At 71.3% G+C, this 21,919-nt stretch carries 21 protein-coding genes and 1 pseudogene; 11 read left to right on the top strand and 11 right to left on the bottom strand.

Going from position 1 to position 21,919, the window contains the following annotated elements:
- Nucleotides 1-101: 101 nt before the first annotated feature.
- Together ACZ53K_RS12910 and ACZ53K_RS12905 are read left to right on the top strand one after the other, a co-directional pair.
- Nucleotides 102-593, top strand: a complete 492-nt coding sequence (locus ACZ53K_RS12910) for an Lrp/AsnC family transcriptional regulator (RefSeq protein ID WP_365836609.1) — start codon at nucleotides 102-104, stop codon at nucleotides 591-593.
- A 321-nt stretch (nucleotides 594-914) separates the two neighbouring features.
- A pseudogene (locus ACZ53K_RS12905) lies at nucleotides 915-1,899 on the top strand (IS481 family transposase).
- Nucleotides 1,900-1,969: 70 nt separating this feature from the next.
- On the opposite strand, the gene ACZ53K_RS12900 reads toward ACZ53K_RS12905, so the two are convergent.
- Together ACZ53K_RS12900 and ACZ53K_RS12895 are read right to left on the bottom strand one after the other, a co-directional pair.
- Complete coding sequence (locus ACZ53K_RS12900) at nucleotides 1,970-2,557, bottom strand: TetR/AcrR family transcriptional regulator (RefSeq protein ID WP_468834755.1); 588 nt, start codon at nucleotides 2,555-2,557, stop codon at nucleotides 1,970-1,972.
- Between the two features lie 2 nt (nucleotides 2,558-2,559).
- Entirely contained in the window at nucleotides 2,560-4,080 is a 1,521-nt protein-coding gene (locus ACZ53K_RS12895; protein WP_468834752.1) for a 3-hydroxyacyl-CoA dehydrogenase, read from the bottom strand.
- Nucleotides 4,081-4,291: 211 nt separating this feature from the next.
- Here ACZ53K_RS12895 and paaN point away from each other — a divergent pair, with 211 nt between their 5' ends.
- On the top strand, nucleotides 4,292-5,998 hold the full coding sequence (paaN, locus tag ACZ53K_RS12890) for a phenylacetic acid degradation protein PaaN (protein WP_468834750.1): 1,707 nt from the start codon (nucleotides 4,292-4,294) through the stop codon (nucleotides 5,996-5,998).
- Here paaN and ACZ53K_RS12885 read toward each other — a convergent pair.
- The 3 genes from ACZ53K_RS12885 to ACZ53K_RS12875 are packed head-to-tail and all read right to left on the bottom strand — an operon-like array spanning nucleotide 5,995 to nucleotide 9,035.
- Complete coding sequence (locus tag ACZ53K_RS12885) at nucleotides 5,995-6,813, bottom strand: TrmH family RNA methyltransferase (protein ID WP_468834748.1); 819 nt, start codon at nucleotides 6,811-6,813, stop codon at nucleotides 5,995-5,997. The two genes, paaN and ACZ53K_RS12885, sit on opposite strands and share 4 nt — an antisense overlap.
- A gap of 57 nt (nucleotides 6,814-6,870) precedes the next feature.
- Entirely contained in the window at nucleotides 6,871-8,430 is a 1,560-nt protein-coding gene (locus ACZ53K_RS12880) for an HTTM domain-containing protein (protein ID WP_468834744.1), read from the bottom strand.
- A complete protein-coding gene (locus tag ACZ53K_RS12875) occupies nucleotides 8,427-9,035 on the bottom strand; it encodes a DUF5819 family protein (RefSeq protein ID WP_468834741.1) in 609 nt (202 codons plus the stop codon). The genes ACZ53K_RS12880 and ACZ53K_RS12875 overlap by 4 nt, the downstream gene beginning before the upstream one ends.
- Nucleotides 9,036-9,263: 228 nt before the next feature.
- On the opposite strand from ACZ53K_RS12875, the gene paaA reads away from it, so the two are divergent.
- From paaA to ACZ53K_RS12845, 6 genes are all read left to right on the top strand, one after another.
- Nucleotides 9,264-10,223 carry a 1,2-phenylacetyl-CoA epoxidase subunit PaaA gene (gene paaA / locus ACZ53K_RS12870; RefSeq protein ID WP_468834740.1) on the top strand — a complete coding sequence of 320 codons (960 nt, stop codon included), beginning with the start codon at nucleotides 9,264-9,266 and terminating at the stop codon, nucleotides 10,221-10,223.
- A 161-nt stretch (nucleotides 10,224-10,384) separates the two neighbouring features.
- Nucleotides 10,385-10,684 (top strand): 1,2-phenylacetyl-CoA epoxidase subunit PaaB, encoded by a 300-nt coding sequence (gene paaB / locus ACZ53K_RS12865; RefSeq protein WP_468835243.1) that lies wholly within the window; start codon nucleotides 10,385-10,387, stop codon nucleotides 10,682-10,684.
- Nucleotides 10,681-11,493, top strand: a complete 813-nt coding sequence (paaC, locus tag ACZ53K_RS12860) for a 1,2-phenylacetyl-CoA epoxidase subunit PaaC (protein WP_468834739.1) — start codon at nucleotides 10,681-10,683, stop codon at nucleotides 11,491-11,493. The genes paaB and paaC overlap by 4 nt, the downstream gene beginning before the upstream one ends.
- Nucleotides 11,487-11,981: a 1,2-phenylacetyl-CoA epoxidase subunit PaaD gene (gene paaD / locus ACZ53K_RS12855; protein WP_468834737.1), complete on the top strand. Its 495-nt coding sequence runs from the start codon at nucleotides 11,487-11,489 to the stop codon at nucleotides 11,979-11,981. The genes paaC and paaD overlap by 7 nt, the downstream gene beginning before the upstream one ends.
- Nucleotides 11,981-13,120 (top strand): 2Fe-2S iron-sulfur cluster-binding protein, encoded by a 1,140-nt coding sequence (locus ACZ53K_RS12850; RefSeq protein WP_468834735.1) that lies wholly within the window; start codon nucleotides 11,981-11,983, stop codon nucleotides 13,118-13,120. Before paaD ends, ACZ53K_RS12850 begins: the two co-directional genes overlap by 1 nt.
- Nucleotides 13,121-13,202: 82 nt before the next feature.
- Nucleotides 13,203-14,336: an acyl-CoA dehydrogenase family protein gene (locus ACZ53K_RS12845; protein WP_468834733.1), complete on the top strand. Its 1,134-nt coding sequence runs from the start codon at nucleotides 13,203-13,205 to the stop codon at nucleotides 14,334-14,336.
- Between the two features lie 186 nt (nucleotides 14,337-14,522).
- On the opposite strand, the gene ACZ53K_RS12840 is transcribed toward ACZ53K_RS12845, so the two are convergent.
- From ACZ53K_RS12840 to ACZ53K_RS12825, 4 genes are all read right to left on the bottom strand, one after another.
- Entirely contained in the window at nucleotides 14,523-14,867 is a 345-nt protein-coding gene (locus ACZ53K_RS12840; protein WP_468834731.1) for a rhodanese-like domain-containing protein, read from the bottom strand.
- Between the two features lie 10 nt (nucleotides 14,868-14,877).
- On the bottom strand, nucleotides 14,878-15,837 hold the full coding sequence (locus tag ACZ53K_RS12835; RefSeq protein ID WP_468835241.1) for a J domain-containing protein: 960 nt from the start codon (nucleotides 15,835-15,837) through the stop codon (nucleotides 14,878-14,880).
- A 148-nt stretch (nucleotides 15,838-15,985) separates the two neighbouring features.
- A complete protein-coding gene (locus ACZ53K_RS12830) occupies nucleotides 15,986-17,680 on the bottom strand; it encodes a DUF2252 domain-containing protein (RefSeq protein ID WP_468834729.1) in 1,695 nt (564 codons plus the stop codon).
- A gap of 327 nt (nucleotides 17,681-18,007) precedes the next feature.
- The gene (locus tag ACZ53K_RS12825; RefSeq protein ID WP_468834727.1) at nucleotides 18,008-19,378 is read right to left on the bottom strand and encodes an ABC transporter permease; all 1,371 of its coding nucleotides are present in this window, start codon (nucleotides 19,376-19,378) and stop codon (nucleotides 18,008-18,010) included.
- Between the two features lie 103 nt (nucleotides 19,379-19,481).
- On the opposite strand from ACZ53K_RS12825, the gene ACZ53K_RS12820 reads away from it, so the two are divergent.
- On the top strand, nucleotides 19,482-19,916 hold the full coding sequence (locus ACZ53K_RS12820) for a MarR family winged helix-turn-helix transcriptional regulator (protein ID WP_468834725.1): 435 nt from the start codon (nucleotides 19,482-19,484) through the stop codon (nucleotides 19,914-19,916).
- Nucleotides 19,917-19,923: 7 nt separating this feature from the next.
- On the opposite strand, the gene ACZ53K_RS12815 is transcribed toward ACZ53K_RS12820, so the two are convergent.
- Nucleotides 19,924-20,286 carry a winged helix-turn-helix transcriptional regulator gene (locus tag ACZ53K_RS12815; protein WP_468834723.1) on the bottom strand — a complete coding sequence of 121 codons (363 nt, stop codon included), beginning with the start codon at nucleotides 20,284-20,286 and terminating at the stop codon, nucleotides 19,924-19,926.
- 119 nt (nucleotides 20,287-20,405) lie between these two features.
- Between ACZ53K_RS12815 and ACZ53K_RS12810 the strand changes: the two genes are divergently transcribed.
- Nucleotides 20,406-21,056 carry an FMN-dependent NADH-azoreductase gene (locus tag ACZ53K_RS12810; RefSeq protein ID WP_468834721.1) on the top strand — a complete coding sequence of 217 codons (651 nt, stop codon included), beginning with the start codon at nucleotides 20,406-20,408 and terminating at the stop codon, nucleotides 21,054-21,056.
- 118 nt (nucleotides 21,057-21,174) lie between these two features.
- Here the strand turns inward: ACZ53K_RS12810 and ACZ53K_RS12805 are convergent, their stop codons facing one another.
- Entirely contained in the window at nucleotides 21,175-21,861 is a 687-nt protein-coding gene (locus tag ACZ53K_RS12805) for a response regulator transcription factor (protein ID WP_468834718.1), read from the bottom strand.
- Nucleotides 21,862-21,919 lie beyond the last annotated feature (58 nt).

Below are 21,919 nucleotides of genomic sequence, written 5' to 3'. Positions count from 1 at the left end.
CGCCAGCACATTTTGGCTACAGGCGGGCTCAGCCTGTGGACAATCGGTTCTCCACAGCCTGAGATGAGGACAGGGCGTCCACACAGGGGAGGCGAGGCGGTATGCCGGACGAACAGATGGCCAGTAATGGAGGGCATCGCCCCGCGCGCCCCCTGGACACCATCGACCGCGCGATCCTGAACATGCTGCAGAGCGACGGACGGGCCTCGATACGCTCCGTCGCCGAACGGGTACACGTCTCGCGCGCCAATGCTTACGCGCGCATCAACCGTTTAATCGACGACGGCGTGATCCGGGGCTTCAGCGCGCGGATAGACCAGGAGCGGGCCGGGCAGGGCGCCTCCGCCTACGTCACGCTGAAGATCGTGCAGAACTCCTGGCGCACGGTCCGCGCCCAGCTCACCGCACTGCCGGGGGCCTCGCACATCGCCCTGGTCAGCGGCGATTTCGATGTCCTGCTGCTGGTGCACACCAAGGACAACCAGGAGCTGCGGGAACTGGTCCTCACCCGGATCCAGTCGATCCCGGAGGTGCTCAGCACCCGCACCCTGCTCGTCTTCGAGGAGACCGACCTGGGGGCCGAGCAGGGTTAGGGCGTTTCTGATGGATCTCCGTGGGGGACGGAGCGGCGTTCGGTGCGTGCGCTTGGGGGTCCCCCCTGCTCGAAGAGCTAGGGGGAGTGCGGTGTGAAGGGTCATGTGGCGGAGCCACCTGTCCCTTTGTGCCGTGCGGCGAGGGTGCGTGCCTGGGGCACCTCCCAGCGGTAGCTGGGGGAGTCGCGATGCCGCGGAGATCCGTCAGAAGCGCCCTAGTTGTATTGATCACGAGCGTTGTTAACAGCCGGCTCGGTTTGATCAATGGCGAAGACCTCCGGTGTGGTGGAGGTGTCTAGGCTTCACCGCACGGAGGTCTTCATGTCCCACCGTAATGCCCGGCTGACCGTTCACGGCAGGCGGCTGCTGGTCGACCGGGCCCGCTGCGGACGGCCCGTGGCCCACGCCGCCGCCGAGATGGGGAACTCGCGGCCGACCGCCCACAAGTGGATGCGCCGGTGGCAGGCGGAGGGCGATGCGGGCCTGCACGACCGCCCCAGCCGGCCGCACACCACCGCGCACCGCACCGGGCCGCAGACCGAAAACCGGGTCTCCGCACTGCGCCAGGCCCGCAAACCGGGACCGGCCCGCATCGGCCCCCATTCTCGGGCTGCCGGCCTCCACCGTGCACCGCATCCTGACCCGCCACGGCCTGAACCGCCTGGCCTGGCTGGACCGGCCCACCGGCGAACCGGTCCGCCGCTACGAACGCGACCACCCCGGCGAGCTGGTCCACGTCGACATCAAGAAGCTGGGCAACATCCCCGACGGCGGCGGCTGGCGGGTGCTGGACCGCACAGCCGGCAACCACAACCGCCAGGCCACCACCGGCCAGCGCAAGAGCAGCAAGCCGGTGATCGGCTACAGCTACATCCACTCCGCCGTCGACGGCCACTCCCGCCTGGCCTGCAGCGAGGTCCTGCCCGACGGGCGCCAGCACACCGCCATCGCCTTTTGGCAACGCGCCCACGCTTTCTTCGCCGGCCACGGCATCACCGTCCAGCGGGTCCTGACCGACAACGGCTCCTGCTACAAATCCAAGCTGTTCACCCAGGCCCTGACCGCGGCCGGCATCGCCCACAAACGCATCCGCCCCTACCGGCCGCAGACCAACGGCAAGGCCGAACGCTTCCACCGCACCCTGCTCGACGAGTGGGCTTACCTGCGGCCCTACGCCAGCAACGACGAGCGCACCACGGCCCTGGCAGACTTCCTGCACACCTACAACCACCACCGCTGCCACACCGCACTCAAAGGCAAGCCACCCATCACCCGCGTAAACAACGCTGCGGGACAACACACCTAGGGGGTGTCCGATGGGGCCGGCGGTGCGGGCGCGTTCCCGGCGCCGCGCGCCCCGCCCGCACCCCACCTCATCAGGTCCGCAGCCCCGCGAACGCCGTACGCACCACGGCCTCGGCGACCTCTTCGCCGGTCGCCGCCCCGCCCCGGCCCGGCCGGTACCACTCCACGATCGAATTGATCATGCCGAAGAGCAGCCGGGTCGCCAGCCGGACGTCCACGTCGGCCCGCAGGTCGCCGTCGGCCGCGGCCTGCTTGAGCAGCTCGGTGACCTCGCCGTCGAACTCCCGCCGGCGCTCCATGGCCCAGCGCTCCGTGTCCGTGTTGCCGCGCACCCGCAGCAGCAGCGTCACGTACGGCAGCTCCTCCATCAGCACTTCCGCCTCGCGCCGGGCCACGTACTCCAGGCGCTCGATGGCCCGGCCCGTGGACGCCCCGGGCTCCTGGAGGACCCCGAAGAGGCCGTCCAGCGCCCGGCTTATGGCGCGGTGCAGCAGCTCTTCCTTGCTGCGCACGTGGTGGTAGATCGAGGACTTGGAGATGCCGGCCGCCCGGGAGAGGTGCTCCATGGAGGTCCCGTCGTAACCGCGCTCGTTGAACACCTCGACGGCGACCGACAGCAGCGAATCGGGCGTATAGGTGTCGCGCTTGGCCATGGTCATGATTAGAGCATCCGGCCGTTCAGCTTCAAACTGCGGCGCAGGGCCCAGGACGGTCCGTAGCGGCCGTTCGCGTACTGGTGGCGGAGGGTGTCCAGCACGTGCCACAACCAGTGCCGGCCGATCCGCCCGGCCCACTCCGAGGGGCCGCCGGGGTAGTTCACGCCCAGCCGCATGGCCGTGTCGATGTCCGCGCGGCTCGCGACCCCGCGGGCCTCGGCGTCCACGGCGAAGTCCACGATCATCGCGACCGTACGGGCGACGATCATGCCCGGTACGTCGTCGATGACGCTGACCTCCTTGCCGAGCGCCTGGAAGAGGCCCACCGCTTCCCGTACGTCCTGCTCGGACGCCTCCGCACCGGGCGCGAGGGCGATGCGGGTCGCGGCCCGGTAGTCCAGTGCCAGGTCGAAACGGATGGTGGGCCCTGACATGTCACCGGTGGCGGGGTGCCCGTCGGTCAGCGCCAGGCGGGCGCCGCCCGGCAACCGGATGCAGCCTTCGTGCTCTCCTGGGGCGCGGTCCTGGGTGACCTTGACGCCCGCCTCCTCGATCAGCTCCTGGAGGACGGCGGCGGGCCCGGCGAGCCGAGTGTGCACGGCCACCGCCGTCGGCGCCGGGCACGGCTCCGCAGTGTGCGGCTGCTGCCCGGTGGCGCCGTCGGCGTAGTCGTACCAGCCCCGGCCCGCCTTGCGGCCCAGCAAACCGGCCTCCACGAGGCGCCGCTGCGCCAGGGAGGGCGTGAATTTCGGGTCGCGGAAGAAGCCCTCCCACACCGAGCGGGTGACGGCCTCGTTCACGTCCTGCCCGATGAGGTCCATCAGCTCGAACGGCCCCATACGGAAGCCGCCGGACCCGCGCAGCACGGCGTCGATGGTGGCCGCGTCGGCGGCCCGCTCCTCGTACAGGCGCAGGGCTTCCGCGTAGAAGGGGCGGGCGATGCGGTTGACGATGAAGCCGGGGGTGTCGGCACTGCGTACGGGGGACTTGCCCCAGGCCGCGGCCGTTTCGTACGCGGTGGTGGCGGCCGAGCTGTCCGTCGCGAAGCCGCTGACGACCTCGACGAGGGGCAGGAGCGGCGCCGGGTTGAAGAAGTGCAGGCCGACGAAGCGTCCCGGCAGGCGGAGCGCGCCCGCGACGGCGGTGACGGACAGGGACGAGGTGTTGGTGGCCAGCAGGCAGTCCTCGCCGATCACGTCCTCCAGGGCAGCGAACAGCTGCTGCTTCGCGTCCAGTTCTTCCACGATCGCCTCGATGACGAGGGCGGCGTCGGCGAGTTCGGGGAGTGCGGTGGCGGGGGTGAGGCGCGCGCGTGCCGCCGCACGCTCCACGGGCGTCAGCTTGCTCTTCTCCACGAGGCGGTCCAGGCGTCGCCCGATCGCTTCGGCGGCCTCCGCGGCCCGGCCCGGGAGGGCGTCGTAGAGCCGGACCGGATGGCCCGCGACCAGCGCGACCTGCGCGATTCCCTGGCCCATGGTGCCCGTACCGACGACCGCGACGGTGCGGTCCGCTTCGATGGCTGTCATGACGGCTGATCCTCCCCGACAGAGTTGTCCACAGGTTCGCCGGACCCTCTTGCCCCGACCGATCGTTCGGTTACTCTAGCCCCGTCGCCGAAATGGTTCCCAGCCCTGTCCTCGGACCGGTCGTCGCAGTGGCGCCGCTTCCCGGTGCCGCATCGAGGCGCACGTCCGGTGCCGGCAGGCCCAGTCCCGCCCGACGAGGAGTTGGTCTTCGATGGCCGCCGAACTGACCGCAGCGCAGCTGCTCGAAAAGCACCGCCCGACGCTCGACCAGGCGCTGGAGGCGATCCGTACCCGCGCGTACTGGTCCCCGCACCCCGAGCACCCCAAGGCCTACGGGGAGAACGCCGCTGCGGACGGCCAGGCCGCCTTCGACGCCCTGCGCGGCAAGCGTTTCGACCTGGACCAGCCCGGCACGGACGACTGGACGGGCGCGGAAGTCTCCCCGTACGGCATCGGGTTGAACATCAGCTACCCGCACCCGGACGCGGACGTCCTGCTGCCCGCGATGCGCGCGGCGATGCCCGCGTGGCGCGACGCCGGCCCGGAGGCCAGGGCCCTGGTGTCCCTGGAGATCCTCTCGCGGATCAGCGCGCGCACCCACGAGTTCGCGCAGGCCGTGATGCACACCAGCGGTCAGGCGTTCATGATGGCGTTCCAGGCGGGCGGGCCGCATGCCCAGGACCGCGGCATGGAGGCCGTCGCGTACGCCTACGCGGAGCAGGTCCGCACCCCGGACCAGGCCGCGTGGTCCAAGCCGCAGGGCAAGCGGGAGCCGTTGGAGCTGGCCAAGTCCTTCAAGGCCGTGCCCCGTGGCGTCGCCCTCCTGGTCGGCTGCAACACCTTCCCGACGTGGAACGGCTATCCGGGCCTGTTCGCCTCCCTGGCCACCGGCAACGCGGTCCTGGTCAAGCCGCACCCGCGGGCCGTGCTGCCGCTCGCGCTCACCGTCCGGGTGGCGCGCGAGGTGCTGGCCGAGGCCGGGTTCTCGCCCGACCTGGTGGCCCTGGCCGTCGACCGGCCCGGCGAGGGCCTGGCCAAGACCCTCGCGGTGCGCCCCGAGGTCCGCATCATCGACTACACGGGCTCGACGGAGTTCGGCGACTGGCTGGAGGCCAACGCGCCCCAGGCCCACGTCTTCACGGAGAAGGCCGGCGTCAACACGGTCGTCATCGACTCCACGGACGATTACAAGGGGATGCTCGGCAACCTCGCCTTCTCCCTGTCCCTGTACAGCGGCCAGATGTGCACCACCCCGCAGAACCTGCTCATCCCCCGCGACGGCATCACCACGGACGCCGGCCCCAAGTCGTACGACGACGTGGTCGGCGACCTCGCGACCGCCGTCGACAAGCTGCTGGGCGACGATGCGCGGGCCAACGCCCTGCTGGGCGCGATCGTCAACCCGCAGGTCAAGGAGCGGATCGAGGCGGCCTCCGGGCTGGGTGAGGTGGCCCTGCCCTCGCGCGAGGTGGCCAACCCCGACTTCCCGGACGCCACGGTCCGTACCCCGGTGATGGTCAAGATGGACGGCGCACGCAAGCTCTGGGAGGGCGCGGGCGCCGACGCCGCCTACCTGTCGGAGTGCTTCGGCCCGGTCTCCTTCGCGGTGGCCGTCGACTCCGCGGCGGACGCGGTGGACCTGCTGCGGCACACGACCCGCGTCAAGGGCGCGATGACGGTCGGCGCGTACACGACCTCCGAGGAGGTGGAGAAGCTGGTGGAGGAGGCGTGTCTGGAGGAGTGCGCGCAGCTCTCCCTCAACCTGACCGGCGGGGTGTACGTCAACCAGACCGCCGCCTTCTCCGACTTCCACGGCTCGGGCGGCAACCCGGCGGCCAACGCGGCGCTGTGCGACGGCGCGTTCGTGGCCAACCGCTTCCGGACGGTGGAGGTGCGTCGGCCCGCCCAGGAGAGCTAGGAGAGAGCCGGCCCGGCCGCTCCGGTCGCCCCGGCCGGGGCCGTCGGGCCCGCCGTACTGCGGGACATCCAGTGGAAGAGGCCCATGGCCACACTCGTGGCCAGGTTGAAGCTGGAGACCCGGGCCTGCATCGGCACCGCGACCAGCGCGGACGCCCGGTCCCGCAGCTCGTCCGAGATGCCCTGCCGTTCGGATCCGAAGGCCAGGACCGCGTCGTCGGGGAACGTCACGGACCGGATGTCCGCGCCCTCGGGGTCGAGGGCGTAGACCGGGCCGGGCGGCAGTTCGGGCAGCGTCAGGCGCTCCACGGCGCTCGCGAAGTGCAGGCCCGCGCTGCCGCGTACGGCGTTGGGGTGCCACGGGTCGAGCGAGCCGGTGGTGACCACCCCGGTCGCGCCGAATCCTGCCGCCAGACGGACGACGGCGCCGATGTTGCCCAGGTTGCGCGGGTTCTCCAGCAGGACGACGGGGGACGGCCGCGGGGTTTCGCGGAGCCTGGCCAGGTTCGCCGCGGCATCGGGGCGTACGGCCAGGGCCGCGACGCCCGTGGGGTGCACCTTCGGCAGCAGCGTGCGCAGCGCCGCCGCGGGCACCTGCTCGGCCAGTGCGTCGAGGTCGCCGGTCAGATCGTTCGCGAGTTCCTCGGCAAGCGCCAGCAGGGCGGGCTTGTCGCTGGTCAGCACGTGCCGTACGTCCCCGCCGAAGCGCAGCGCGTGCTTCAGCGTGTGGAAGCCGTCCAGGAGGACCGCGGCCGGGTCGCCGGCGCTCGCGCGCCAGCGCCGTACCGGGTCGTCCGAGGTCCCGTTCTCGATCATTTCCCCACTATCTCAACTGTCCGCCGGACGGACACCCGCCGCTCACGGCCCCGGCCGTCACCGGCTCGCCGGCTCGGGCACACCGTCGCGGGCCGCCCGCTCCCCGCCTTCCGTACGGCCGGGGAGCACCCGATCGCGTACGGAGGTGCCCCGGGCGCCGAGCCACACCAGGAAGACCGTCGGCAGGAACACCGCGTCCGCCGTGATCATCGCGAGCGAGAAGAACGGCAGTCCGAGCAGGAACGCGATCGACAGGTGCTCGCAGATCATCGCGACCAGCAGCACGTTCTTCAGCCGGCGGTTGAAGAGGGTGAAGGGGAAGGCGACCTGCACGATCACCGTGCCGTAGGTGATCAGCATGATCATCAGGCCGTTGTCGGCGAGCACCCGGGACAGCTCCGGCCAAGGCGAGAAGTAGTCCAGGTGCATCGGGTAGTACACCGCGGTGCCGTCCTGCCAGCGCGACCCCTGGATCTTGTACCAGCCGGCGGTGGCGTAGATCAGGCAGACCTCGACGACGATCACCAGCAGAGCGCCGTTGTGCACCAGCTTGGTGATCATGTCGAGGACGGTGCGCGGCTCTCCGGGCGCGTACCGCCGCGCCACCCACCAGGCGCCATGGGCGGCCCACAGGACCCACAGCGTCAGGCCCCAGCCCACGTTCGGGAAGGGCCCGGGGCCGAACCAGGAGAGCCCGGACAGGCCGAGGGCCTGGGCGACGGCGAGGGACAGCCCCAGCACCGACCAGAGGGCGATGCCGGTGATGTCGCGCTCCGGACCGCCGTCGGGCTGCCGCGCGCGCTTGGCCGCGCGCCGGGCGTCCAGCGACCACACCTGCCCGCAGCGGGTCAGCACCAGGTATATGGCCATCAGGTGGATGACGTTGTCGCCACCGTCACCGACGAAGATGCTGCGGTTCTGCAGCGAGAGCACACCCACCATGAACAGCACCGACATGGTGCGGGTCCGCCAGCCGACCAGCAGCAGGGCGCTGGTGACGATGGCGAGGGCGTAGACGAGTTCGAACCAACCGCGGCTGTCGGTCCAGGTCAGGACCGAGAAAGCTTCGTTGCCGTCGAGGAGCCGGCGCGCCATGTCGCCGCTCCAGGGGCCGTGGGGCCCGTACAGCTCCAGGCGGTTCGGCCACTCCCGCAGCAGGAAGAAGAGCCAGGTGGCCGCGAACCCGATGCGGGTGACGGCGGACTGGTACGGGGCGAAGACGGTGCCCGTGACGCGCCTGAAGGCCTGGCCGAAGGCGCGCTCTATACGCGTCTCGTTGGGGGCGGCGGGGGGCCTGGCGGGGTGCGCGGGGTGGGGGACGACGACGGGCCAGGCACTGTCTGCCGGGGCGGCTTGTCCCGCTTCGACCTGATCGGTCGGGGTGGGGGAGTTGGTGTCGGGGCGGCCGGGCGTCGCCGGGGAGTCGGTGGCGGGCTGCTCCATGGCGTCTCCGGGGGGCGCCGGGGAGCCGATGCGGGGCCGGTCCGTGCCGGCGTCTCCGGGCGTCGCCGGGGAGCCCGTGCCGGACTGCTCCACGCCGGCGTCTCCGGGCGTCGTCTGAGAGTCGGTGTCCGCCGCGTTCCGCGCCGCCTGCGAAGGCAACCTGTGCACTGTCACTGGATCGTCGCTCCTTCGGGCAGGTCGTCTGCGGTGACCGGCCACCAGGGCAGCGCGCGGTACCTGGGCTTGTCGCTGATCTTCTCCGAGCTCCACGACGGCGGGCTGACGGCCGTCGTCATCGAGCGGACCTGCATCTGCTCGATCGCGCCGCGCTGCGCCCACTGCTTGCTCAGGCGCAGCATCACGATCCGCCGGACGTACTGTTCGGCCAGCTCACCCCGTATACCGGAGGCGCGGTCCTGCGCGTCGTGGGTGTTGAGGTAGTACTCCCAGGCGCGGCGGAGTTCGTTCTGCTGGGTGTGGCTCGGTACGGGGTTGTGCAGCAGCGCCCGGCCGTCGACCGCGGAGAGGTCGGTCCAGCCGGTGGTCAGCCGGTCACCGGCCTTGGTGCGGACCTGGGCCCGCACCTGCACCGCGATGTTCTGCTGCAGCGGATTGGGGGCGAACAGCTTCCAGTTCTGCTCGTACTCCGGGAACACATAGTCATCGATCAACTTGCTGTGCTGCTTGCTCAACGTGTTGGGCGGTGCCACGTGCAGGAACATCATCGCCAGATGGATCGCGACGGCCAGTGTCACGGCGCCGGCCACGACGCTCACCACGATGCGTGACGGTAGCGAGAGCGCGGCTGGTGGCCGCGATTCGTCCCCGTATTGCTGCATTCCTGCCCCGTTCCCAGTTACCGAGCGGCTTTCCACCGCCCCGGAACCGTACCTAGGCAGCCCCACACGGCACACCCTCCCCCGAGTTATCCACAGGCTTGACACCCCGCCTGTTCGAGCCACACCATTGAACCGAACGATCGGTCGGTCGGGAGCTAGGGGGATCACATGACGACGATCGCGCCGGGCACGGAGTCCCTCGCGGCCTTGGAGGCCGGCTTCGACGCGGCCGTGGCCGCGGACGAGCGCATCGAGCCACGTGACTGGATGCCGGACGCCTACCGCTCATCACTGGTGCGCCAGATAGCGCAGCACGCGCACTCCGAGATCATCGGTATGCAGCCGGAGGCGAACTGGATCACCCGGGCCCCGTCGTTGCGCCGCAAGGCGATCCTGATGGCGAAGGTGCAGGACGAGGCGGGTCACGGCCTGTATCTCTACAGCGCCGCCGAAACTCTCGGCACGAGCCGCGACGAGCTGCTCGACAAGTTGCACCAAGGCCGCCAGAAGTACTCGTCCATCTTCAACTACCCCACCCTGACCTGGGCCGACGTCGGCGCCATCGGCTGGTTGGTGGACGGCGCCGCGATCACGAACCAGGTCCCGCTCTGCCGCTGTTCGTACGGCCCGTACGCCCGCGCCATGGTCCGCGTCTGCAAGGAGGAGTCCTTCCACCAGCGCCAGGGTTACGAACTGCTGCTGGCCCTGAGCCGCGGCACCGAAGCCCAGCACGCCATGGCGCAGGACGCGGTGGACCGGTGGTGGTGGCCGTCGCTGATGATGTTCGGCCCGCCCGACGACGAGTCGGCACACTCGGCCCGGTCCATGGCCTGGAAGATCAAACGGCACTCCAACGACGAACTGCGCCAGCGCTTCGTGGACATCTGCGTACCGCAGGCCGAATCGCTCGGCCTCACCCTCCCGGACCCCGACCTGACGTGGAACGAACAGCGCGGTCACTGGGACTTCGGGCCCATCGACTGGGACGAGTTCCGCGAGGTGCTCAAGGGCAACGGCCCCTGCAACGACCAGCGGATCAGCCAACGGCGCCGCGCCCACGAGGACGGCGCCTGGGTACGCGACGCCGCCGCGGCGTACGCGGCCAAGCGCGGGGAGGGGACCCGATGACCATGACGGGTGCAGAAGGCCGCGGAGGAGCGGAGAGCCAGGCAGCGTTGGGGGGTCCCGAGGGCCGGGCGGGGGCGGGTGGCCGGGTGGGGGCTGGCAGTGACGCAGTCGGCAACGTCCCAGGGAGCAGCGCGCGCACCGCCCCCCAGAGCAGCGCGCCGATAGCGGCCTCCGCACGGGCCGCCGACTGGCCGCTGTGGGAGGTTTTCGTGCGCAGTCGGCGCGGCCTGTCCCACACCCACGCAGGCAGCCTGCACGCCCCGGACGCCGAGATGGCTCTGCGCAACGCCCGCGATCTCTACACCCGCCGCTCGGAAGGCGTCTCGATCTGGGTGGTCCCGTCCGCCGCGATCTCCGCCTCCTCCCCGGACGAGAAGGACTCCTTCTTCGAGCCGGCCGCCGACAAGCCCTACCGCCACCCGACCTTCTACGAGATCCCGGACGGGGTGCAGCACCTGTGAAGCCCGTACCCACCGCCTCGGAGCCGACCGCCCCGGAACCGTCCACCGCCGACGCCACCACCGCGGCTCCCGCCCCCGCGGGCTCCCTCGCCCGGGACGTCGCTGCCGCTGCCCCCGCCCTGGCCCTCGGTGACGACGCCCTGATCCTGTCCCACCGGCTGGGGGAGTGGGCCGGACACGCCCCCGTCCTCGAAGAGGAAGTGGCCCTCGCCAACATCGCGCTGGACCTCCTCGGCCAGGCCCGCGTCCTGCTCTCCCTCGCCGGGGACGAGGACGAACTGGCCTACCTCCGCGAGGAACGCTCCTTCCGCAACTGCCAGCTCGTCGAGCAGCCCAACGGCGACTTCGCCCACACCATCGCCCGCCAGCTCTACTTCTCCACCTACCAGGAGCTGCTGTACGGGCAACTGGCCACCGACGACGGCCCCCTGGCCCCCCTGGCTGCGAAGGCGGTAAAGGAGGTCGCGTACCACCGTGACCACGCCGAGCAGTGGACCCTCCGCCTCGGAGACGGCACCGAGCAGAGCCACCAGCGCATACAACGCGGCCTGGACGCCCTGTGGCGCTTCACCGGCGAGCTCTTCGAACCCGTGCCGGGCCTGGACCTCGACCTGCCGGCCCTCCACGACGCCTGGGCCACACGCATCGAAACCGTCCTGACGCGCGCCACCCTCACCGCCCCCCAGGGCCCGAGCCGCGGCGCCTGGACCGCGGGGGCCGGCCGCCAGGGGCTGCACACCGAGCCGTTCGGCCGGATGCTCGCCGAGATGCAGCACCTGCATCGCAGCCACCCGGGGGCGACATGGTGACCACCCCCCTCGAAGAGCGGCTGCGCGAACTGGCCGGCTCCGTCCCGGACCCGGAGCTGCCGGTCGTGACGCTGGCCGAACTGGGCGTGCTGCGCGGCCTGCGGCTGACCGGCCCCGGCCAGGTGGAGGTCGACCTGACCCCGACGTACACGGGCTGCCCCGCCATCGAGGCCATGTCCGCCGACATAGAGCGCGTTCTCCAGGAGAACGGCATCCCCCAGGTCGAGGTGCGTACGGTCCTCAGCCCGCCCTGGACGACCGACGCGATCACGGCAGAAGGCCGCCGGAAACTGTCCGAGTTCGGCATAGCCCCGCCGCGTCCCACCGGCCCGGCCGGCGGCCCCGTACCGGTGGCCCTGGCGATCCGCTGCCCGCACTGCGAATCGACCGACACCACCCTGCTCAGCCGTTTCTCCTCCACCGCCTGCAAGGCACTGCGCCGTTGCGAGTCCTGCCGTGAACCGTTCGACCACTTCAAGGAGTTGTGATGTTCCACCCGCTCCGGGTCGCGGAGATCGAGCGGCTCACGGACGACTCCGTCGCCGTCACCTTCCAGGTCCCGCCCGAGCTGTGCGAGACCTTCCGGCACCTACCGGGCCAGCACATCGCGGTGCGCCGCACGGTGGACGGCCGGGAGATCCGCCGTACGTACTCGATCTGCACTCCGGCGTCGGACGAACCCGCGCTGCGGGTGGGCATCCGGCTGGTCGAGGACGGCGAGTTCTCCACCTATGCGCTCAAGGAACTGACCGTCGGTGACACCGTCGACGTCATGGCACCGGCCGGGCGGTTCGTGCTGGAGCCCCGCCCCGGTCACTTCGTCGGCATTGTCGGCGGCAGCGGCATCACCCCGGTGCTGTCCATCGCCGCGACGCTGCTGACCCGTCGGCCGGACGCCCGCTTTTGCCTGATCCGCAGCGACCGCACGGCGGCGTCCACGATGTTCCTGGAGGAGGTCGCCGACCTCAAGGACCGCTTTCCGGACCGTTTCCAGCTCGTCCCGGTCCTCTCCCGCGAGGACCAGCAGTCGGGCCTGCCCTCCGGCCGCCTGGACGAACAACGGCTGCGGGAGCTGCTGCCCGCACTCCTGCCGGCGGAGTCTGTCGACGGCTGGTATCTGTGCGGCCCGTACGGCCTCGTTCAGGCCGCGGAGCGGGCCCTGCGCTCCCTCCAGGTCCCCCGTAACCGCATCCATGAAGAGATCTTCCACATATCCGAGCCCACCCCCGCGGAGGCTGCCCTCGCAGGCGCCGCTGCGCAGGGCACCGCCGGCACGGGCACCATGGACGCCACGGCAGTGGGCAGCTACGCCTCTCCCCCGGGCAGCCCCGCGCCCCTCCGCACCCCCGTGCACAGCACCGTGACCGCGACCTTGGACGGCCGGGCGGGCAGCTGGCCGGTATCGGACGGCGAATCGCTGCTGGAGGCCGTGCTGCGCAACCGCGCGGATGCCCCGTACGCCTGCAAGGGGGGCGTCTGCGGTACCTGTCGCGCGTTCCTAGTGTCGGGGGAGGTTCGGATGGACCGCAACTACGCCCTGGAGGACGAGGAAGTCGCGTCGGGATATGTACTGGCCTGCCAGTCGCGCCCTGTGACGGAGGAGGTCGAGCTGGACTTCGACCGCTGACCCCATTCACAATTCCTGCAACCTGTTCTAACTTGACGCCCCATCAGATAGTCGCCGTGCGGGCACGCGGGAGGACAGGCCAGTGGACTTCACCTTCACCGAGGAGCAGCAGGCGGCCGTAGAGGCGGCCCGGGCCGTCTTCGCGGACGTGGTTCCCGACAGTGTGCCGAGCCCCGCGCTCACCGCCGGAGCCGTGGCCGACGACTTCGACCGCCCTCTGTGGCGCAAGCTGGCCGGCGCCGACCTGCTGAGCCTGCTGATCGCGCCCGAGTACGACGGCGCCGGACTGGACCCGATCGCGCTCTGCCTGGTGCTGCGCGAGTCCGCCAAGGTGCTCGCCCGCGTACCGCTGCTGGAGAACAGCGTCGCGGCCCTAGCGGTCCAGACATACGCCGATGCCGCGCTGCGTGCCGACGTACTGCCCCGGGCCGGGCGCGGTGAGCTGGTCCTCACCGTCGCCGCCAACGGACGCACGGGTCATGACCCCGCCGAACTGGCCGTCACCGCCCGTCAGGAAGACGCCGGTTGGGCTCTGGACGGCGTCCAGACCGCCGTCCCCTGGGCACAGAACGCCGACCGCATCGTCATCCCCGCCCACACCGGCGACGGAACCGCCGTACTCGCCCTCGTACCCCGCCTCCAGGACGGTGTCCGGCTCTGCGACCAAGTCTCCACCAGCGGCGAACGGCACGCGGAAGTCCACCTGGAATCCGTACGGGTGCCCGCCGAAGAAGTGATCACCGACCCCGGGGCCTGGGAGTGGCTGCGCAACGTTCTCACCACCGGCACGTGCGCGCTGGCACTCGGCCTCGGCCAAGCCGTACTGGCCATGACCAGCGCGTACACGGCGAAGCGCGAACAGTTCGGCTTCCCCGTCGCCACCTTCCAGGCAGTCGCCGTCCAGGCCGCCGACCGCTACATCGACCTACGCGCCATGGAAGCCACCCTCTGGCAGGCCGCATGGCGCATCAGCAGCCCCGCGAACGGTGCGCTGCCACCCGCGGGAGACGTTGCGGTGGCCAAGATCTGGGCCTCGGAAGGTGTGCGCCGCGTCGTACAGACCGCGCAGCACCTCCACGGCGGCTTCGGTGCGGACACGGATTACGCACTGCACCGGTACCACGCCTGGGCGAAACAGCTCGAACTCTCCCTCGGCCCGGCCGCCGCACACGAGGAAGCTTTGGGCGACCTGCTGGCTGCCCACGCCCTCGGCTGAGCGCTGAGCCCCGCGCGCTGGCCGTCCACGCCCTCGGCTGAGCGCTGAGTCCCGCGCGCTGGCCGTCCACGCCTGCGGCTGAGCGCTCGCTGCCCACGCCTGGGCCCGAAGCGGCCTCAGTCGACCAGAGGGACCGAGGCGAAGGGGGCGACTGGGGCGTAGGGGCGATCGATTGAGCGCAGCCGGTCAGATGACCGTTCCGGGCTGCCCCTTGCTGTCCTTGACCGGGCGGCCGACGGCCTCCCAGGCCTGCATGCCGCCGTCGACGTTCACCGCGTCGATGCCCTGCTGGATCAGGTACTGGGCAACCTGCGCGGACCGGCCGCCGACCCGGCACAACACGTAAACCTTGCCACCGTCGGGCGCCTGCTCCGTCAACTCGCCGTACCGGCCGACGAACTCGCTCATCGGGATGTGCAGCGCGCCTTCGGCGTGCCCGGCCTCCCACTCGTCGTTCTCGCGTACGTCCAGAAGGAAGTCCTCGGACGTCAGAGCGTCGACACCGACCGTGGGCAGAGAAGCGAAGTGCATGACCCCGACGCTACCCGACCAGCTGCGCCAGGTACGCCTCGCGCTCTGCGACGTCCGCGAGCAGCTTCTCGGCGATCTCCTCCAGCAGCGCGTCCGGGTCCTCGGGCGCCATCTTGATCATCGCGCCGATCGCACTGTCCTCCAGCTCGGCGGCGGCCGCCGCGAGCATCTCCTTGCGCGCCGCGAGCCACTCCAGCCGCGCGTACAGCTCCTCGCTCTCGCTCGGCCGCTGCTCCTGCGGCACGGGTCCGGCCTCCCACTCACGGGCCAGCTCGCGCAGCGCGGCTTCGTCCCCGGCTCCGTACGCGGCGTTGACCCGGGCGATGAAGGCGTCCCGGCGGCCCCGTTCGGCCTCGTCGCGCGCCAGGTCGGGGTGGGCCTTGCGGACCAGATCACGGTAGACCCGGCGGGCCTCCTCGCTCGGCCGCACCTTCTGCGGCGGCCGTACCGACTGCTCGTTGAGCATCGCCTCGGCCTCCGGATACAACCCCTCGGAGCCCATCCACCCCTGGAACAGCTCCTCGACATCGGGCATCGGCAACACCGACGCCCGCGCCTCCCGGGCCTTGCGCACGTCCTCGGGGTCGCCCGTACGAGCGGCGATCGCCTCGGCGATACGGGCGTCCAGCTCGTCCAGCCGCGCGTACATGGGGCCGAGCCGCTGATGGTGCAGCCGGGAAAAGTTCTCCACCTCCACCCGGAAGGTCTCCACCGCGATCTCGAACTCGATCAGCGCCTGCTCAGCAGCCTCCACCGCCCGCGCCAGCCGCCGCGTCGAAGCCTCACGCGAGCCTTCGGCCGAGCCCTGGGCGTGGGGGGAGCCCTGGGCGTGGGCTGGATCCTGGGGGTGGCTCGGGTCCTGGGGCTGGGGTTGGCTCGGATCCTGCGGGTGGGCCGGCTCCTGGGGCTGGGCCGGGTCCTGCGGGTGGGCCGGCTCCTGGGGCTGGGCCGGGTCCTGCGGGTGGGCCAGGCCCTCGGAGTGGGTCGGGTGCCCTTCCCGGGAGTCGTGAGCGCCATGGCTCGCGGCCCCATGGTCAGCGTGTGCGTCCTGGCCGTCCTGCGAGTTCTCCGCCTGCGAGTTCGTCACCCGGCCACCCTACGGCCCGTCCCGGCCCCGCTCAGACTCCCGTCTCCGCGGCTATCCGTCCCTTACTGATCGCCGCGACCAACTCCGCGTGATCCGCTTCCATACGGTCCGCGTAGGCCACCGCGAAACCGGCCAGCGCCTCGTCCAACGCGTCGCTCTTGCCGCAGTACCCCGCCACCACGCGCGGATCGGCACTGTGGGCATGCGCCCGGGCCAGCAACGCGCCCGTCATCCGCGCGTAGTCATCGATCTGATCGCCCGCGAGGGCGGCGGGGTCAACGCTGCCTTTACGGTTTCGGAACTGCCGCACCTGGTGGGGCCTCCCCGCCCCCGCCCCCTCCCCCGCCCCCACGCTCCGGCCTGAGTGGCCACTCCAGCCGCTCCCACCGGCCCGGCCGCCCCCGTCACTCCGGCCAGCCCCCGCGCTCCCGCCGCCCCCGCCACTCCCGCCGACCTCACCGCTCCGGCCGCCCTCGCCAGCCCCACCGCTCCGGCCGCTCCGCACGCTCCCTCCAGCCCCTCCAGCCCCTCCAGCCCCTCCAGCCCCTCCAGCCCCAACGCTCGCGTCGCCCCCAATGCTCGCGCCAGCCCCCCTGCTCGTGTTGCTCCCGCCGCTCGCCGCCCGCGGCTCGTACACCGTCGTCCAGCCCAGCAGGCTGTCGCTGACCACCTGCATATGGCGCTGTCCGTGCACTATTCGCCGGCCCTCGTGCGCCGCCGCCGGGACGGGGAAGCCGGCCTTTTCCACGTACGGCGTCAGCGCTGAGGTGCGTGCCTCCTTCACCTGGAGCACCAGTGGCTCGCCGCGGTGGTCCTGCAGCAGCACCACGTACGAGCGCAGGCCCACACTGCCCGTGCCCACCACTCGGAAGGCCACGTCTTGGACCTCATACCTGGCCAGCAGCGGCAGTCGGTCCTCCGGCAGCGTTTCCAGATAGCCCGCGAGTGAGGTGACGACCGCGGCGGCCTCCGCGTCCGGTATGCGCCGCAGTACGGGCGGGGCGGCCACGAACCTCCTTCCGCCGCCGGGTATCTCCTCCGTCGACTTCGCCGCGAACCGCGCGCTGGTGTTCTTCCGGGCCTTGGCCACCACCCGCTCCAGCGTGCCCAGCAGGTCCCGGGCGTCCGCGTGGGAGACCAGTGCCTCGTCGGCTATCGCGTTCCAGGCGTCGGCGGCCGACATACCCGCCAGCAGCCGCATCGTGCGCCGGTACGCGCCGGCCGCATCCCGCGCCGCCTCCCGGCACTGCTCCTCGCTCGCACCGGCCTCCCGTCCGGCCAGCACCAGCGAGGCGACAAGCCGTTTCAGGTCCCACTCCCAAGGCCCGTGCAGCGTCTCGTCGAAGTCGTTGAGATCCATCACCAGCTTGCCGCGGGCGTCGGCGTAGAGGCCGAAGTTGGCCGCGTGCGCGTCACCGCATATCTGTGCGCCGATGCCGGTCACCGGTGTGGCCAGCAGGTCGTACGCCATCAGGCCGGCGGATCCGCGGAGGAAGGCGAAGGGGTCGGCGGCCATCCGCCCGACCCGTATGGGCACCAGTTCCGGGATGCGGCCGGCGTTGGACTCCTCGACCGTCGTCACCGCGTCCGGCCGCCCGGCCTCCGGCGTGAACCGGCCGTGCGCGGAGCGTGGCGCCCGCTCCCGGAGCGCCTTGCCGACCGCCTTCGGCGCGGGCCCCCGCCCGTCAGGCTTCGCGAACCCCGGTACGTACGGCAATCGCGACATCGCGCGCCACCTCCCCCTTCGTCCCGTGCACCGTCCCCGGACCCGGTCGTCCGGCCGCGACGGAACGTCCGCGGAGATCGGTCGACCAGCCGGCCGCCGGAGCGTTGTCTCCGCCGCGTGTGCACGACGTTACAGACAGGCCCCGCCTCGCGGCAGGGCCTGTGGATAACTCTGCGTGACAGAGTCGTGGGGATGTGTGGCCCCCGTCCCGGAGGCCTCCGGCTCGGGCTCGGGCTCGGGAGCCGGCTCGGGCCGGGTTCGGGTTCGGGCCCGGGTTCAGATTCGGGCTCGCGCTCAGGTTCGGGCCCGTCTCCGGCTGCCCGGAAATCAGACTCCGACCGCCTCTTCCATCTCCTCCTCGGCCGCCTCGGCCTGCTCCGCGCTCGTGCGGTCACCGGCCGTCGCGGCGTGGGCCGGGCGGCGCTCCGGCACCGTGGCGGCCACGGCGGCAGCGGCCACGGCCGTCGCGTTCTGTGCCGCGTTCGCCGCCGCGCGCCGTCGGCGTGCCTCGGCCAGCGACGCCACGCCGATCATCAGGCAGCCCACGACCAGCCACAGCACCAGCGTCCAGACGTGTCCGGCGAGCCCGTTGCCGTCGAAGTAGACGTGGCTGCGGGTGCCCTCGACGAAGCCGGCGCCGTTCCAGAACGCGTGGAGGGAAGCGAAGAAACCGTTCTGCAGCTCGGGGCGGAAGACACCGCCCGCCGAGGTGAAGTTGAGCATCACGAACAGCGCCATCACACCCAGCGTGGTCCAGCGCTTGAGGAACGTGTGCAGCCCGGTGCCGATAAGCAGGATGCCCGCCGAGTACAGCCAGGCCATGCTCCACAGCCCCCACAGCCCGTGGTCGACGAGGTGGAAGACCGGCCCGGCGAAGAGCGTCCCGAGGATGCTGACCACGAAGGAGGTACCGACCGCCAGCGCCGCGCGCAGCCGGATCGGCAGCACGGCTCCGGCGCCGCCGATCACCGCGACCGAGGCGTACGAGCCGATGCTGATCGCGACCATCAGGAAGAAGAGACCCTGGCCCGTCGGGTCGTCCTCGGCCGGCGGAGCGACGTCGGTGACCTTGAGCGGCGCGCCCTGCTGGGCCGCGACGGGCGTGAAGATCTTCTGCACGACGGACGCCGTGGTGTCGGAGCCGGCCGTCGCGACTACCAGCTCGGGCGCCGCCTTGGCCCCGCCGCCGTTGGCCGCCGGGGCGGCTTGCGAAGCGCCGCTGCCCTTGGCGGCGGCCGACGCGGCATCGTTCTTGGCCCCGGCCGAAGCGCCGCCACCCTTGCCCGCCGACGCGCCGTCCTTCTTCGCGGCCGGTGCGCCGTCGCTCTTACCCGTCGACGCGCCGTCGCTCTTGCCGGCCGGTGCGCCGCCTTCGGAAGCGTGCGCGTCCATCACGTACGCGCCGAAGATGTCCTGGTGCTTCAGCTGGTCCACGGCCTCGGCCCGGCTGCCGACCGTGCGTACGTCCAGGCCGCCGTGCGCCTTGTCGCTGATCGACTGGGCGAGCACCTGCGCCTGGGAGCCCGAACCGACGACGGCGACGGGCAGGTGGTGCGGCTCGGGGTGGGCGAACGCGCCCAGGTAGGCCAGGCCCATCCCGATGCACATCAGCAACGGGGTGATCAGGTGGGTCAGGACGTGCCGCAGATCGGCTCGGTGGTCGGGTCGGTGGTGGTCGGGGCGTCGGACCGAACTCATGCGTCGTGCCTTCTCAAGCTAGTCGCTCACGTTCGAGTAGTTGGCTTATACAACTCTCATTTCACGTTGTACTATACAACTACTTCAACGAAAGGCAAGCCCCGTGGCCCGCAGAGACGAATCCGTCGAGACCATCCAGCAGGAGATGACCGCGTTCGCCCGCCGGGCACGCGCCACCGCCGCCCGTATGCATCCCGAACTCTCGCTCGTCTCCTACACGCTGCTGGCGCACCTCGACGACCAGAAGGGATGCCGCGCGACCGACCTCGCCGCGCACTACCTCCTGGACAAGTCCACGGTCAGCCGCCAGATCTCCGCCCTGGAGAAGCTCGGGTTCGTGGAGCGCCGCGTCGACCCGGACGACCACCGCGTCCAGGTGCTGCACCCCACCACCAAGGGCGCGCAGATGCTCGCCAACGTCACCGCCAGCCGCCGCCAGGCGTTCCACGAGCGGCTCGCCGACTGGGACGAAGAGGACCTGGACCGATTCGCGTCATACCTGCTGCGCTACAACGCCGCGCAGGAACGCCACGGCTGAAGCCCGTTCACTTCCGGAAGCGCTCCGGGCACTGCCCGCCCTCGGCGAGGTACGTCGCCGACCACCGGGCCAGCTCCTTGAGCGCGGGATCCAGCGCCCGCCCCGCCTCGGTCAGGCGGTACGAGACGCGCAGCGGCGGGCCGCCGTCGACCTCCCGCAGGACCAGACCGGCCGCGGACAGCTCCGTGAGCCGGTCCGAGAGCATGCGTTCACTGATGCCGGGGACCGCCCGTCGCAGCTCGGCGAAGTACACCGGGCCGTCGAGGAGCACGGACACGACCAGGCCGGTCCATCGCTTGCCGAACAGCTCGAAGACCCGCGCCATGCCGGTGTCCACCTGCCTGCATGTCTCATCGCCGCGCTCCGCCATGCGCCCAGAGTACTGCCCTGACGTTGGGTACCGCGGAAAAGTAAGCTACTGTGCTAAACATAGGTACGTACGGAACTTAGACCTGGGCCGCGCACCGGCCGCGAACGAAGGACCGCATCATGGCCACGCTTCTGCACCTCGATTCCTCCATGTTCCCGGCCGAAGGATCCGCCTCCCGCGCGGTCACCGCCGCTTTCCGCAAGGCCTGGGAGGAGCAGCACCCCGGTGGCACCGTCGTCTACCGCGACCTCGCCGCCACCCCGCTGCCGCACCTGGAGGCCGCCGGCTTCACCGCCGCCTTCAGCGCCCCGGGCGACCTCACCCCCGAGCAGCAGACCGCATTCGCGCGGCGCCTCGAACTGGTGGAGGAGCTGGAGAAGGCGGACGCGGTCGTCATCGGCGCCCCCATGTACAACTTCACGATCCCCTCCACGCTGAAGGCATGGCTGGACCACGTGATCATCATGGGCCGGACCGCCGGCGACGAGTCCTCGCTCAAGGGCAAGCCGCTGACCATCGTCACCAGCCGTGGCGGTTCGTACGCCCCGGGCACCCCCCGCGAGGGCTCCGACTACGTCCAGAACTACCTGCAGGCCGTACTCGGCACCATGTTCGGCATGGAGGTCGACTTCATCGTCCCCGAGCTGACGATGGCCCCCACCAACCCCGCGATGAAGGACCTCATACCGCTGTACGAGACCTCCCGCGACAAGGCCTTCCAGGAAGCCGCCGACAAGGCCAAGGCCCTCGCCGCGCGCCTCGCCGCCTGACCCACCGCACCCGGCACCCCACCGGCCGCACCCACCGGCCGCACCCGCCGGCCCGCACCCGCCCGGCCCAGGCCCGAGTCGGGCCGGGTCGGGTCGGAGCGAGACGGGCCAGGCGGCGCTACGCCCCCAGCTCCGCGTCGCGGGCGAGCAGGGCCGCCTGCACCCGGTTCTCGCAGTCCAGCTTGGCCAGGATCCGGCTGACGTACGTCTTCACCGTCGCCTCGCTCATATGGATCCGCTCACCCGCATCGGCGTTGGACAGCCCTTCGCCGAGCAGGGACAGCACCTCCATCTCCCGTTCCGTCAGGACGGCCAGCCGCCGCCTGGCCTCCGCCACGCGCCGTGCCGTGCGGGTCGCGCCGGTCTCGCCGCCGGAGCCGCTGCCGTGCGCCACCAGCGAATCGGCCACATGCCGGGTCGCCACCGGTGACATATAGGCATGGCCGTCGGCGGCGGCACGCACCGCCCGGATCAGTTCGTCCGGCGCGGAATCCTTCAGCAGGAAGCCCGCGCTTCCCTCGCCCAGCGCCCGCAGGACGTTCTCCCGCTCCCCGAACGTCGTCAGGATCAGGGCCCGTACGGACGGTGCCGCCCGGCGCAGTTCGGCCAGCGCCGTCAGCCCGTCCATGACCGGCATCTGGATGTCCAGGAGCACCACGTCCGCGCCCTGGCTCCGCGCGGCCTCGACCGCCTCCTTGCCGTTCCCCGCCTCCGCCACGACCGCGATGTCCCGGGCGGAGGTGAGGATCATCCGGATACCGGCTCTGATGAGCGGCTCGTCGTCAGCGACGATCACCCTGATCACTCGGACTCCCGTACCGGCTCGGTCGGCTGATTCCACGGACAGCGCCATTTTCCCCCCA

The organism is Streptomyces sp. NPDC033221 (genome assembly GCF_055577005.1).
Note: the sequence above shows the minus strand (reverse complement) of the source record. Positions and strands in the feature narration are given on the sequence as shown.

What these genes read in the sequence shown, in the direction of transcription:
- paaN (WP_468834750.1), top strand. Translation starts at nt 4,292, where the DNA reads ATGGCCGCCGAACTGACCGCAGCGCAGCTGCTCGAAAAGCACCGCCCG.
- paaD (WP_468834737.1), top strand. Translation starts at nt 11,487, where the DNA reads ATGGTGACCACCCCCCTCGAAGAGCGGCTGCGCGAACTGGCCGGCTCC.
- ACZ53K_RS12885 (WP_468834748.1), bottom strand. Translation starts at nt 6,813, where the DNA reads ATGATCGAGAACGGGACCTCGGACGACCCGGTACGGCGCTGGCGCGCG.
- ACZ53K_RS12850 (WP_468834735.1), top strand. Translation starts at nt 11,981, where the DNA reads ATGTTCCACCCGCTCCGGGTCGCGGAGATCGAGCGGCTCACGGACGAC.
- ACZ53K_RS12830 (WP_468834729.1), bottom strand. Translation starts at nt 17,680, where the DNA reads ATGTCGCGATTGCCGTACGTACCGGGGTTCGCGAAGCCTGACGGGCGG.
- ACZ53K_RS12810 (WP_468834721.1), top strand. Translation starts at nt 20,406, where the DNA reads ATGGCCACGCTTCTGCACCTCGATTCCTCCATGTTCCCGGCCGAAGGA.
- ACZ53K_RS12840 (WP_468834731.1), bottom strand. Translation starts at nt 14,867, where the DNA reads ATGCACTTCGCTTCTCTGCCCACGGTCGGTGTCGACGCTCTGACGTCC.
- ACZ53K_RS12910 (WP_365836609.1), top strand. Translation starts at nt 102, where the DNA reads ATGCCGGACGAACAGATGGCCAGTAATGGAGGGCATCGCCCCGCGCGC.
- paaA (WP_468834740.1), top strand. Translation starts at nt 9,264, where the DNA reads ATGACGACGATCGCGCCGGGCACGGAGTCCCTCGCGGCCTTGGAGGCC.
- ACZ53K_RS12900 (WP_468834755.1), bottom strand. Translation starts at nt 2,557, where the DNA reads ATGACCATGGCCAAGCGCGACACCTATACGCCCGATTCGCTGCTGTCG.
- ACZ53K_RS12825 (WP_468834727.1), bottom strand. Translation starts at nt 19,378, where the DNA reads ATGAGTTCGGTCCGACGCCCCGACCACCACCGACCCGACCACCGAGCC.
- ACZ53K_RS12895 (WP_468834752.1), bottom strand. Translation starts at nt 4,080, where the DNA reads ATGACAGCCATCGAAGCGGACCGCACCGTCGCGGTCGTCGGTACGGGC.
- ACZ53K_RS12815 (WP_468834723.1), bottom strand. Translation starts at nt 20,286, where the DNA reads ATGGCGGAGCGCGGCGATGAGACATGCAGGCAGGTGGACACCGGCATG.